This is a genomic window from Inquilinus limosus (assembly GCF_002195995.1).
Lineage (GTDB): Bacteria > Pseudomonadota > Alphaproteobacteria > DSM-16000 > Inquilinaceae > Inquilinus > Inquilinus limosus_C.
Map to the genome: position 1 here is coordinate 1 of NZ_NHON01000064.1, position 12,948 is coordinate 12,948.

A 12,948-nucleotide genomic window follows, 5' to 3' on the forward strand; every position below is an offset into this window, starting at 1 on the left:
GGGTCACATTCACACTCCTTCGAACATCCGCTGCCGGGCGTTCAGCACGTGCCGGCGCATGGCCTCCGGGGTCACATTCACACTCCTTCGAACATCCGCTGCCGGGCGTTCAGCACGTGCCGGCGCATGGCCTCCGCCGCGGCCCCGGCGTCGCGCCGGCGGATCGCGTCGACGATCGCGACATGCTCGTCCTGCACGGCGCGGATCCGCTCCGGCGTCCGCATCCGGCTGAGATGGCGGGTGATGTTCATGCCGACGGCGATGTGCGAGGCCAGGGAGGACTGGACGGCGACATGATAGGGGTTGCGCGTCGCCCGGGCGATCGCCTCGTGGAAGCGCTGGTCCTCATCGGCCCCCAGCTCGCCATTGCCGAGGCAGCGCTCCAGCGCTTCCAGCGCGTCTTCGATCTGCTTCAAATCGGCCGGCTCCCAGCGCTCGGCCGCCAGCGCGGCGGCGACGGATTCGAGGCCGGCACGGAACTCGAAGCAGCGCTGGACGTCGGCCAGCGACCGCACCTGGGCGAAGCGCAGCACCGCGAGGTCCGGCTGCCGCCGGACATAGGAGCCGGAGCCCTGGCGCGACACCACCAGCCCGTCCTGCCGCAGCCGGCCCAGCGCCTCGCGCACCACGGGGCGGGAGGCGCCGAAGCGCTCCGACAGCTCGGCCTCCGACGGCAGGCGGCTGTTCAGGGCGAGGTCGCCCTGGGCGATCAGGGTGACGATGCCGTCATAGACGACCTCGCTCAGCCGCGCCGGGGCTCCGCCGTCGCGGGGCAGGAGGCCGATCCCGGGGTCGCCCTCCGTGCCGCTCATCTCCGCATCCCCCCGACCGGCAAGTTGTCAAGATTGATCACGATGCCACCCACCCGAGCCTGATACCGATATCCATTCCCAGCCGGTGGATTCCACGACTTTTTCCGGTGTTTGCGCTGCAGCAGGATCGAGCGACAGAAAACGTCTGAGAGAAGGCCGTTGCGGTTGTGATTTGTCAATATTTGTAATATGACCGGAGCGGCAAAGGAAGCGGATCGGCACGCATGGCGAAGCCGGCTCCGACACGCCGCACAGGGAGGATCCAGGAATGGACGAGAAGCTCAGCGCCTCGCCGCACGTATTCGCCCGGCGCATGGTCCTGAAGGGTCTGGCCGGGGTGGCGGCGATGCCGCTCGCCGTCCGGCTGGCCTATGCGCAGGCCGGCAAGGAGGCGCCGGACCTGGCGCAGCTGGTCAAGGACGGCAAGCTGCCGGCGCTGGCCGACCGGCTGCCGGCCAATCCGCTGGTGGTGCAGCCGCTGACCAAGGTCGGCACCTATGGCGGCACGCTGCATCGCGGCCTGCGCGGCTCCAGCGACCACAACGGCATCCTGCGCGTGGTCGGCAACCAGAGCCTGGTGCGCTGGGACCTCGGCTTCACCAAGGCCCTGCCGAACCTGGCGGAGAGCTGGGAGGTCAACCCAGACGGCACCGAGTTCGTGTTCCATCTGCGCAAGGGCACGAAATGGTCGGACGGCCACCCCTTCACCGCCGATGACATCGTCTTCTCGATCGAGGACTGCGCCAAGAACACCGAGCTCTATGGCTCGGTCCCGTCGCAGCTGACCATCGCCGGCAAGCCGGTGGTCGTGACCAAGGTCGACGACTTCACGGTGAAGTTCACCTTCGCCGCGGCCTACGCCACCTATCTGGAGACGCTGGCGACGCCGCTGGGCCAGCACCCGACGCTGTTCGCCAAGCACTACGCCAGCCAGTTCCATCCCAAATACAACGACAAGGTCGGCGACCTGGTGAAGCAGGCCAACCTGCAGAACTGGGCCGACCTGTTCCGGGCCAAGAACGGCGACATCGAGATCCCGCAGCGCTGGGGCAACCCGGACAAGCCGACACTCGACCCCTGGGTGGTGGTCGAGCCCTATGTCGGCGGCGCCACCCGTGTGGTGATGAAGCGCAACCCGTATTTCTGGCAGGTCGACACCGAGGGCAACCAGCTGCCCTATATCGACGAGCTGTATTTCGGCATCTCGCAGGACGTGGAATCGCTGCTGCTCGACGCCATCTCCGGCAAGCTCGACATCCAGGAGCGGCACATCAACCTGCTGCAGAACAAGCCGACCCTGTCGCAGAACAAGGAGAAGGGCGGCTACCGGCTGATCGAGCTGGAGCCGTCGGCGGCGCAGCAGTGCCAGATCTACCTGAACATGTGCCACAAGGACCCGAAGCTGAAGGCCTTCTTCGCCAACAAGGAGGTGCGTCAGGCGCTGTCGCTCGGCATCGACCGGGGCGAGATCATCGAGCTGGTCTATTTCGGCCAGTCGGAGCCGTACCAGGCCGGGCCACGGCCGGGCCACCCCTGGTATCACGAGACGCTGGCGCGGCAGTTCACCGATTTCGACGCCGACCAGGCCAACGCCCTGCTCGACAAGGCCGGCTACGACAAGAAGGACGCCGACGGCTTCCGCCAGCACCCCGACGGCAGCAAGATCTTCTTCTCGATCGACGTCATCCCGACCCTGTACGCTGACCTGGTCGACGTGCTGGAGCTGGTGAAGCGGCACTGGGTCGGGATCGGCATCGACATCAAGGTCAACACCATCGAGCGGGCGCTGTACTACACCCGCGGCGACAGCAACGACCATGACGCCCAGGTGTGGCCGGGCCCGGGCGGGCTGGACCCGATGTTCGACCCGCGCGACTTCTTCGCCCAGCACCCGCAGGGGTCGCGCTACGCCATTCCCTGGACGCTCTGGTACGTCTCCAACGGCCAGTCGGGCGAGGAGCCGCCGGAGAGCCAGAAGCAGCGGATGAAGCTGTTCGACGAGGCGCGCAGCACCTCCGACCTCGACAAGCGCGCCGCGACCATGAAGCAGCTGCTGGACCTGACCGCCGAGGCGTTCGAGACGGTCGGCATCTGCCTCGCCGTCAACTCCTTCGGCGTGGTCAAGACCAACCTGATCAACGCGCCGGAGAAGGAGCCGGATTCCTGGACCTGGCCGAACCCCGGCCCGGCCATGCCGCAGCAGTTCTTCTTCACGAGCTGACGCCGGCGCCGCCGGTCTTCCTCCCGCCGCTCAGCGTCCGTATCGAGGAGTGCCCCGGATGCTCCGCTTCATCGCCAAGCGCCTGCTGTGGATGGTGCCCGCGCTCTTCGCGGTCAGCTTCCTCGCCTTCGTCCTGATCCAGCTGCCGCCTGGCGACTTCGTGACCAGCTATATCGCGACGCTGGCCAGCTCCAACGAGATCGTCGACCAGAACGCCGCGGCGGCGCTGCGCGAGCGTTTCGGGCTGAACGACCCGATGCTGGTGCAGTACGGCAAATGGATCATCGGCATCCTCACCCGCGGTGATTTCGGCCTGTCCTTCGAGTGGCAGCAGCCGGTCAGCGACCTGATCTGGGAGCGGATGGCCCTGACCCTGGTGCTGACCCTGGCCACCCTGATCGCGACCTGGGCGATCGCGCTGCCGATCGGGGTCTATTCCGCGGTGCGCAAATACTCGATCGGCGACTACATCGTCACCACCATCACCTTCGCCGGGCTGGCCATCCCGTCCTTCCTGCTGGCGCTGGTGCTGATGTATGTCGCCGCCATCGAGTTCGGGCAGGATGTCAGCGGGCTGTTCTCGCCGGAGTTCGAGAAGGCGCCCTGGAGCATCGCCAAGACCTGGAACCTGCTGCGGCACCTGTGGATCCCGGTGCTGATCCTGGCCGTCTCCGGCACCGCCAGCCTGATCCGGGTGATGCGGGCGAACATGCTGGACGAGATCCACAAGCCCTATGTCACCACCGCCCGCGCCAAGGGCCTGTCCGAGTTCCGGCTGCTGCTGAAATACCCGGTGCGGGTGGCGCTGAACCCGTTCATCTCCACGCTCGCCTGGCTGCTGCCGAACCTGGTCTCCGGCTCGATCGTGGTGGCGATCGTGCTGAACCTGCCGACGGCGGCGCCGCTGCTGCTGCAGTCGCTGATGGCGCAGGACATGTACCTGGCCGGCGCCTTCGTGCTGCTGATCTGCGCCCTGACCCTGATCGGGTCGCTGATCAGCGACATCCTGCTGGCGCTGGTCGACCCGCGCATCCGCCTCGAATAGGGGGGCTCATGACCGACCTCGCGACCATCGCCCCCGCCGGCCAACTCGCCGTCGCCTCGCAATGGCAGCTGATCTGGTGGGCCTTCCGCCGCCACAAGCTGGCCATGGCCTCGCTGGTGATCGTGATCATCCTCTACGTGATCGCGGCCGTGCCCGGCTTCTTCGCCATCAACGATCCCAGCCAGCAGAACGCCCGCGCCGCCTTCCACCCGCCGCAGGGGATCCACCTGTTCGACCGGGCGGAGGATGGCGGCCTGCAGATCGGCCTGTACTTCCACCCGCACAAGCTGACCCGGGATCCGGAGACGCTGGCCGCCCTCTACAAGGAGGATCCGGCCCGCAAGGTCGGCATCTCGCTGTTCGGCCGCGGCTACAGCTATTCGGTTCTGGGGCTGTTCACCACGAACATCCACCTCATCGCCTCGGCCGACCCGAAGCAGCCGCTGTTCCTGTTCGGCACCGACCGGCTCGGCCGCTGCGTCTGGAGCCGGATCATGCAGGGCGCCCAGATCTCGCTGTCCGTCGGCCTGCTCGGCGTGTTCCTGTCGCTGGCCATCGGCCTGATCCTCGGCGGCATCTCCGGCTATTACGGCGGCAAGCCGGATTTCGTGATCCAGCGGGTGATCGAATTCGTGCTGGCCCTGCCGACGATCCCGATCTGGCTGGCCATGGCCGCGGCCCTGCCGCAGGACTGGCCTGCCATCACCCAGTACTTCATGATCACGGTGATCCTGTCGCTGACCGGCTGGGCCCAGCTGGCCCGCGTCGTCCGCGGCCGCTTCCTGTCGCTCAGGACCGAGGAGTTCGTCACCGCCGCCCGGCTCGACGGCTGCGGCGAGGGGCGGATCATCTTCCGGCACATGATGCCGAGCTTCCTCAGCCACATCATCGCCTCGGTGACGCTGGCGATCCCGGCGATGATCCTGGCCGAGACGGCGCTGTCCTTCCTCGGCCTCGGGCTGCAGCCGCCGACCATCTCCTGGGGCGTGCTGCTGCGCGAGGCGCAGAACATCCGCTCGATCGCCACGGCCCCCTGGCTGTTCGCGCCCGGCGCCTTCGTCGTGGTCGCGGTGATGGCGCTCAACCTGCTCGGCGACGGCCTGCGCGACGCGGCCGACCCCTACAACAAGTGATGGCGGAGAGCTCGATGACGAACCCTCCGGCCGCCCCGGTGCCGTTCCCCGGCCGCCCCAAGCCCGTCCTGGCGGTGCGCGACCTGGTGACCCATTTCCCGACCCGTGCCGGGCTGGTCAAGGCGGTCGACGGCGTGTCCTTCGCGGTCGAGCGCGGCAAGACCCTCTGCGTCGTCGGCGAAAGCGGCTCGGGCAAGAGCGTCACCGCGCGCTCGATCCTGCAGATCGTCGACTCGCCCGGCCGCATCGTCTCCGGCGAGATGGTGCTGAACCGGGCCGACGGCAGCAGCGTCGACCTGGCCAAGCTGCATCCGCGCGGCCGGGCCATCCGCCGGGTGCGCGGCCGCGAGATCGCGATGATCTTCCAGGAGCCGATGTCGTCGCTGTCGCCGATCCACACGGTCGGCGACCAGATCATCGAGGTGCTGCGCCTGCATCTCGGCCTCGGCAAGGCCGCCGCGCGGGCGCGGACGATCGAGCTCTTGAAGCAGGTCGAGATCCCGCGGCCGGAGCGGGCGATCGACCGCTACACCTTCGAGTTCTCCGGCGGCATGCGCCAGCGCGCCATGATCGCCATGGCGCTGGCCTGCAACCCGCAGCTGCTGATCGCCGACGAGCCGACGACGGCGCTGGACGTCACCACCCAGGCCGAGATCCTGGACCTGATCAAGCGGCTGCAGGCCGAATACGGCATGGCGGTGCTGTTCATCACCCATGACATGGGCGTGGTGGCCGAGATCGCCGACGACGTGCTGGTGATGTATCACGGCAAGGTGGTGGAGCACGGGCCGGTCGACCGCATTTTTCACGCGCCCGAGGATCCGTATACCAAGATGCTGATCGGGTCGGTCCTCAAGCTCGAGGACAAGGCCGAGATCCGGCTGAAGCGCCCGCCGCTGCCGGCCGACCGCCCGCCGGTGGTCGAGGTCGAGGGCCTGCGGATGCAGTTCGGCACCGGCAGCGCCGCCTTCGCCGCGGTCGACGGGGTGTCGCTGCAGGTGCGGGCAGGGGAGACGCTGGGCATCGTCGGCGAATCCGGCTCCGGCAAGACCACCATGGGGCGCTGCCTGCTGCGGGTCTATGACCCGACCGGCGGCGCCATCCGCTACCGCCGGGCCGACGAATCGGTGGTCGACCTGGCCAAGGCCGACAAGCCGACGCTCGCATCGTGCCGGCGCGAGATCCGGATGATCTTCCAGGACCCGGTCTCCTCCCTCAACCCGCGCATGACCGTGGCCCAGGTGATCGGCGAGCCGCTGCTGGTCAACGGCATCGCCAAGGGCAAGGATTTGGATGAGCGCGTCGCCGGGCTGATGCGCCAGGTCGGCCTCGAACCCGCCTGGCGTGAGCGCTATCCGCACGCCTTCTCCGGCGGCCAGCGCCAGCGCATCGGCATCGCCCGCGCCATCGCCCTGAACCCCCGCGTCATCGTCGCCGACGAGGCGACCTCGGCGCTCGACGTCTCGCTGCGCTTCCAGGTGCTGGACCTGCTGCTGAAGCTGCAGGACGAGCTCGACCTCGCCTACATCTTCATCAGCCACGACATCGGCGTGATCCGCTACATGTGCGACCGCGTCGGCGTGATGTATCGCGGCCGGCTGGTCGAGATCGGCCGGGCCGACGAGGTCTGCGAGGCGCCGGCCCATGACTACACCAAGGCGCTGATCTCGGCCGTGCCGCGGCCCGATCCGCGCCGCCGCAGCATCCACAACCGCATCCGGTACACCGAGCCCGCCGAACGGAGCCTGGCGCTATGAAGATCACCGACATCCGGACCTTCCTGATGCAGGCCGGCCCGCCGGATCCCGACAAATGGGCGACGGACGGCCGGCTCGGCGACGCGGCGATCGCGGAAGGCAAGCTCGGCGGCTTCCGCAACTGGCTGTTCGTCAAGGTCTACACCGATGCGGGCATCGTCGGCATCGGCGAATGCTCCGGCTGGCCGCGGGTGATCGAGACCGCGGTGCAGGACCTGAAGGCCCTGCTGATCGGCGAGGACCCGACGCATATCGAGCGGCTGTGGCAGAAGATGCAGGTCGCGACCATGGGGCACGGCATGCTCGGCACCGTCGGCGCCGGCGCCATGACCGGCATCGACGTCGCGCTGTGGGACATCAAGGGCAAGGCGCTGGGCGTGCCGGTGTGGAACCTGCTCGGCGGCAAGATGCGCGACCGGGTGCCGATCTACTCCCACGCCAACACGGCCGAGGCGGCGGTGGCGGTGAAGAGCCACGGCATCAAGATGATCAAATGCGGCGGCGTGGCCGACCCGGTGCGCAAGGTCGCGGCGCTGCGCGAGGCGGTGGGCGACGAGGTCGACATCGCCATCGACCTGCACGGCCCGCCCTGGCTGACCCCGGCCGATGCGGCGCGGCTCGCGCGGGCGCTGGAACCCTATGACCTGGCGTGGATCGAGGACCCGATCGCACCCGAGAACCTGGACGGCTACAAGCGCATCCGTGACGCCGCCCATGTGCCGCTGGCCGCGGGCGAGCGCATGGCGACGATCTTCGGCGAGCGCGAGCTGATCGAGCGCGACCTGGTCGACATCATCCAGCCGGACACCGGCCGGGCCGGCGGCCTGACCCAGATGAAGAAGATCGCGGCGATGGCGGAGGCGCATCACATCATGATGGCGCCGCATTCCGGCTCGCTCGGCCCCGTCGCCGAATATGCGGCGCTGCATCTGCTGGCCGCGATCCCGAACGGGCTGGTGCTGGAGCGGCTCGACGCCGACTGGCCGGGACGGGCCAGGACCGTGGTGCCGCATCCGGTGCAGGAAGGCGGGTCGATCGCCGTGCCCGACGCACCGGGCCTCGGCTGTGACATCGACGAGGATTTCGTCGCCCGCTTCCCGAGCGAGCGCAATGTCGCCGTGTCCGGCTCCGACCGCTCCTACGCGCCGGGCACCCAGCAGGAGCACGTCTATGTCCAGACCCGGCTCCGGCGGGCGCCGTATTTCAGCGGGCGGTGAGGCGGCGTGATTGTCTGGATCGAACCTAATAGATGGGCCGGGGCCACCCCCTCACCCGAAATCGCTGCGCGATTTCGACCTCTCCCCAAGGAGAGGTGAACATGCCCTCTCCCTCGGGGAGAGGGAGGGGCCCATTCGCGTTGGCGAATGGGAGGGTGAGGGGGAGCCGGCCTCGATCAAAGCCCCCAGCGCGACACCTCGCGCTCGAGCGTCTCGCGGTCCGCCGGATCCAGGCCCGGCAGGCCCGGCAGGCGCACCGCGCCGGCCGGGAAGCCGAGCAGGCCCAGCGCCTCCTTGACCACGGTGACGTTGGCGCCGTTGCCGTAGCGGGTGCGCAGCGTCTCGAAGCGGGCGATCTCGGCCACCAAAGCGCGGGCCTTGGCATAGTCGCCCGCCTCCAGCGCCGCATGGATCGCCAGCGACCGGGCCGGATCGACATTGACCAGGCCGGAGGTGAAGCCGCGGGCGCCGAGGGCGTAGAAGGGCGCCGCCCATCCCTCCGCAAGGCCGCAGACCCAGACCGCGGTGGCGGCATCGCTCGACCGCACGCATTCGGCCAGCAGCATCAGGTTGGTGGTGGCGAACTTCACGCCGACGACGTTCGGGTGGTTGGCGACCGACAGCAGGTCGGCCAGGCCCATGGCGTCGGACCGGACATAGGCGACCAGCGGCAGGTTGACCGCGTCGGCGATCGACCGGAAATAGGCGGCCTGGGCCTGGGGCGCGGCGAAGGGGTCCAGCGGCTGGTGCGACATGATCGCATTCGCCCCGGCCTCCTTGGCCCGGCGGCCCAGCGCGATCGCCTCGGTCAGCGAACGGCCGACGGCGGCGACGACGTTGCTGCGGCCCCGCGTGGCCGCCACCGCCGTGTCGTGCACGAGCCGCACCTCGTCCGGTGACAGGGCGTAGAACTCGCCGGTGTTGCCGGCGGCCACGACATTGGGAATGCCGCCGGCGACGATGCGCTCGACGATGCGGCCGGTCAGGTCCGCATCCACGCCGCCATCGGCGCCATAGGCGGTCGCGTGCACGCCCGAGATGCCGCACAGCGCGCGCCGCAGGTTCTGGTTGTCCATTCGTTACTCCTTCCGGCGCGCGAACGCCGTCTGCACATGTTGCCGGCCCGACCGGACGATGTGGTCGCGCATCGCCCGTTCGGCCGCGTCGGGATCCCGCGCCTCGAGGGCGGCGAGGATGCTCAGATGCTCGCCCAAAGCGCGTTCGCGCTCCTCCTGGTCGCCCAGCAGGAAGCGGCGCGCCGCCTTGTCGTAGACCAGCTGCCCGGCCAGCAGGCGCTGCAGGTAGCGGCAGCCCGAGGCGGCGTGGATGGTCTCGTGGAAGGTCTCGTTCAGCGTGATCAGCCGGCGCACCGCACCCGCCGCCGTCGCCTGGCGCATGGCCTCGCCGACCGTGCGCAGCTCCGCGATCGCCTCATCCGTGATCCGCGTGGCCGCCTGGCGCGCGATCATGCTCTCCAGCGCCGCGCGGGCCAGCGCCATCTCCTCGGCCTGGGCCGCGTCAAAGGTGATGCGGATGCCGCGGCGCGGCTCGGTCCGCACAAGCCCTTCCAGCTCCAGCCGGCGCAGCGCCTCCTTCAGGGGCGTGGTGCTGACGCCCAGCTGCGCCGCCGCCTGCCGCTCGTTCAGCAGCGATCCCGTCGGCAGCTGGCCGGAGATGATGGCCTGGCGCAGCTGCTCGTGAACATGGTCGCGCAGCCCCTTCAGCATGTTCGGGTCGAGCGATGGCAGGGGGCGTTGCACGCTGTCCTCTCGGTGGATCCGGCGGCTTCCGGCGCCGGCGATTTCTTGAGACTTGATATATCAGGTCTCATGAGGTTAAGTCTAGCCGTGAGGCACGGCCGGAGCCCGGCGGCCGGCATTCCGTCCTCTCGGGGCGGTCATCGACAGGGCGGGGAGGAATGGCGGCGTGAAGATCGACCGTCTGCGGACCTACATGACGCGCGACAAGGATCGCCCGCGTCTGCTCGTCGCCATCGACACCGATGACGGCCTCACCGGCTGGGGCGAGTGCTACAACCACGGCCCCGACCGGGCGCTGGCGCCGCTGCTGGACTACCTGTTCACCTTCCTGCAGGGGCAGGATCCGCGGCGGATCGAATACATCGTCCAGTACCTGATGCAGCAGACGCGCTTCCCGCCCGGCGCGCTGACCCTGGCCGCGATCTCGGCGATCGACCATTGCCTGTGGGACATCTCGGCCAAGGCGCTCGGCGTCCCGGTCTACATGCTGCTGGGCGGCAACGCCCGCGACCGCGTGCGGGTCTATGCCGGCGTCTACACCGCCCCCGACGCGCCGGCGGCGCGGGAGGAGTTCGATCGCCTCAACGAGAATTGGGGCCTGACCGCCTTCAAGCTCAGCCCCTACCGCATCAACATCTACGAGAACCGCTGGGGCGAGGTGGTGCGCACCAGCGCCGACTACTTCCGCTCGCTGCGGGAGACGGTGCGCAGCGACTACGAGATCGCCTTCGATGCCCATGCCCGCATCTTCGAGCCGCACCAGGCGGTACAGCTCGGCAATGCGCTGGCCCCCTACGACCCGCTGTTCTTCGAGGAGCCGATCCGGCCGGAGAATGTCGAGGTCTGGGGCGACATCAAGCGGCAGATGGCCTGCACGCTGGCGACCGGCGAGTCGCTGTACAGCCGCTTCGAGTTCCTGCGCCTCCTGTCCCATCGCGGGGCCGACATCATCCAGCCGGACATCTGCGTCGTCGGCGGCCTGCTGGAGATGCGCAAGATCGCGGCGATCGCCGAGGCGCATTACGTCACCGTCGCGCCGCACAACCCGATGGGGCCGCTGGCCACGGCGGTGAACCTGCACTTCTCCGCCGCCCAGCCGAACTTCCGCATCCTCGAATACCGGCTGCCGCACGGCCCCAACTACACCTTCGAGGCGGGTGGCGGCGGCGCCGGGGCGAAGGCCGATCCCTCGGCCGGCGCCTGGTATGTGAAGGACCCATATCTCCCGCGCGAGGGATATCTCGAGCTGCGGCCCGACCGGCCGGGCTGGGGCGTCGAGATCGACGAGGAGGTGCTGAAGACCGACGGCTACATCCATTGGGAGCGGCGCGTCGGCCGACGTCCCGACGGATCGAGCGCGTTTCCGTAAGCAACCAAGAAAGGCGGGCATCCGCCGCAATGGGGAGGACGAGAATGAGACTGTCCCTACTGGCCGCGACCGCGGCCCTGGCGCTCGCCTTCGGCCTGCCCGGGGCGCAGGCGGCGTCGCCGGCCAACGCTCTGGTGATCGGCACGCAGCTCAGCGCCGTGCCGTCGCTCGACCCGGCGGCGATCAACGCGCGCACGGTCTCCGAGATCATCTCGAATCTCTACGACAACCTCGTGATGGTGACGCCCGACGACCTGCAGACGATTCGGCCGATGCTGGCCGAAAGCTGGACCGTCGCCGACGACAAGCGCAGCATCACCATGACGCTGCGCCAGGGCGCCACCTTCTCCTCCGGCAACCCGGTGACGGCGGAGGATGCGGCCTGGACCATCCAGCGCGTGATCAAGATGGGCCAGGTCGGGTCGACCGACATCGCGCTGTGGGGCTTCACCAAGGACAATGTCGACCAGCTGGTCCAGGCCAAGGACGAGCGCACCCTGGTGATCAGCCTGCCGCAGCCGGTGTCGACCGACCTTGTGCTCTATTCGCTGGCGGGAGCCTCGCTCGGCATCATCGACAAGAAGACGGCGCTGGAGCACGAGCAGAACGGCGACCTGGCGCAGAATTGGCTGAAGGCCAATAGCGCCGGCAGCGGCCCCTACAAGCTGACGACGTGGCGGCCGAACGACATTCTGCTGTGCGACGCGCGGGCGGACTATTGGGGCGGCGCGCCGGCGATGAAGCGGGTGGTCATGCGGCACGTGCCGGAATCAGGCAACCTGCGGCTGCAGGTCGAGGCCGGCGACATCGATATCGGCCAGTATATGGCGAACAGCGACATCGAGGCGCTGAAGGCCAAGGGCGCCACGGTCGACCCCGGGCCGGGCCTGGGCTTCTACTACATGGCCATGAACACGCAGGATCCGGACCTGGCCAAGCCGAAGGTGCGCGAGGCCTTCCAGCATATCATCGACTGGAAGCCGCTGGCCGAGACCACGATGAACTTCAACGGCTTCCCCTGGCAGTCGATCATCCCCAAGGGGATGCCCGGCGCCCCGACGGGCGAGCCGACCGGCTATGAATACAATCCCGAGCTGGCCAAGAAGCTGCTGGCCGAGGCCGGCTATCCGGACGGGCTGAAGAAGACGCTGTACCCGTCGGGCGACGCACTCCTGAAGATGGCGGTGGCGCTGCAGGCCAGCGCCGCCAAGGCCGGGGTCGAGTTCGAGGTCGTGCCGGGCGAGCACACGCCGGATTTCCGCGCCCGGAAGTACCAGGTGCTGGTCGGCAATTCCGGCACGCGGCTGCCGGACCCGTTCGGCACGCTGGTGCAATATGCCTACAACCCGGACAACCGCGACGAGGCCAAGCTCGGCGGCTACTACCTCTGGCGCACCGCGCTGGACGCGCCGGAGCTGACCCAGCTGGTCACCCAGTCGAAGGCCGAGACCGACCCGGCCAAGCGGGCGCAGCTGTTCACCGAGATCGACCAGAAGTTCAAGGCGATGGTGCCATCGCTGGTCATCGTGCTGCAGCGCACCGACCCCTATGTCATCCGCCAGGGCGTCAGCGGCTATGTCGGCAACCCGACCTGGTCGACGCGCTGGCACGACGTGAAGAAGAACTGAGGGGCC

The 12,948-nt window shown here is 68.7% G+C and carries 10 protein-coding genes; 7 read left to right on the forward strand and 3 right to left on the reverse strand.

The window, feature by feature from the left end; all coding sequences use genetic code 11:
• Window positions 1–77 precede the first annotated feature (77 nt).
• Window positions 78–812 carry a FadR/GntR family transcriptional regulator gene (locus BWR60_RS25665; protein WP_088154314.1) on the reverse strand — a complete coding sequence of 245 codons (735 nt, stop codon included), beginning with the start codon at window positions 810–812 and terminating at the stop codon, window positions 78–80.
• A 268-nt stretch (window positions 813–1,080) separates the two neighbouring features.
• Here BWR60_RS25665 and BWR60_RS25670 point away from each other — a divergent pair, with 268 nt between their 5' ends.
• The 5 genes from BWR60_RS25670 to BWR60_RS25690 are packed head-to-tail and all read left to right on the forward strand — an operon-like array spanning window position 1,081 to window position 8,185.
• The gene (locus BWR60_RS25670) at window positions 1,081–3,033 is read left to right on the forward strand and encodes an ABC transporter substrate-binding protein (RefSeq protein ID WP_088154316.1); all 1,953 of its coding nucleotides are present in this window, start codon (window positions 1,081–1,083) and stop codon (window positions 3,031–3,033) included.
• A gap of 58 nt (window positions 3,034–3,091) precedes the next feature.
• Complete coding sequence (locus tag BWR60_RS25675; protein WP_088154318.1) at window positions 3,092–4,078, forward strand: ABC transporter permease; 987 nt, start codon at window positions 3,092–3,094, stop codon at window positions 4,076–4,078.
• A gap of 8 nt (window positions 4,079–4,086) precedes the next feature.
• Window positions 4,087–5,211 (forward strand): ABC transporter permease, encoded by a 1,125-nt coding sequence (locus BWR60_RS25680; protein WP_088154320.1) that lies wholly within the window; start codon window positions 4,087–4,089, stop codon window positions 5,209–5,211.
• A 14-nt stretch (window positions 5,212–5,225) separates the two neighbouring features.
• Window positions 5,226–6,968 carry an ABC transporter ATP-binding protein gene (locus BWR60_RS25685; protein WP_230983181.1) on the forward strand — a complete coding sequence of 581 codons (1,743 nt, stop codon included), beginning with the start codon at window positions 5,226–5,228 and terminating at the stop codon, window positions 6,966–6,968.
• Window positions 6,965–8,185 (forward strand): mandelate racemase/muconate lactonizing enzyme family protein, encoded by a 1,221-nt coding sequence (locus BWR60_RS25690; RefSeq protein ID WP_088154325.1) that lies wholly within the window; start codon window positions 6,965–6,967, stop codon window positions 8,183–8,185. Before BWR60_RS25685 ends, BWR60_RS25690 begins: the two co-directional genes overlap by 4 nt.
• Window positions 8,186–8,361: 176 nt before the next feature.
• On the opposite strand, the gene BWR60_RS25695 is transcribed toward BWR60_RS25690, so the two are convergent.
• Together BWR60_RS25695 and BWR60_RS25700 are read right to left on the reverse strand one after the other, a co-directional pair.
• Window positions 8,362–9,261, reverse strand: a complete 900-nt coding sequence (locus tag BWR60_RS25695) for a dihydrodipicolinate synthase family protein (RefSeq protein ID WP_088154327.1) — start codon at window positions 9,259–9,261, stop codon at window positions 8,362–8,364.
• Window positions 9,262–9,264: 3 nt separating this feature from the next.
• The gene (locus BWR60_RS25700) at window positions 9,265–9,945 is read right to left on the reverse strand and encodes a GntR family transcriptional regulator (RefSeq protein WP_218823677.1); all 681 of its coding nucleotides are present in this window, start codon (window positions 9,943–9,945) and stop codon (window positions 9,265–9,267) included.
• A gap of 166 nt (window positions 9,946–10,111) precedes the next feature.
• On the opposite strand from BWR60_RS25700, the gene BWR60_RS25705 reads away from it, so the two are divergent.
• Entirely contained in the window at window positions 10,112–11,314 is a 1,203-nt protein-coding gene (locus tag BWR60_RS25705; protein ID WP_088154331.1) for a mandelate racemase/muconate lactonizing enzyme family protein, read from the forward strand.
• A gap of 44 nt (window positions 11,315–11,358) precedes the next feature.
• Entirely contained in the window at window positions 11,359–12,942 is a 1,584-nt protein-coding gene (locus BWR60_RS25710; RefSeq protein WP_088154333.1) for an ABC transporter substrate-binding protein, read from the forward strand.
• Window positions 12,943–12,948 lie beyond the last annotated feature (6 nt).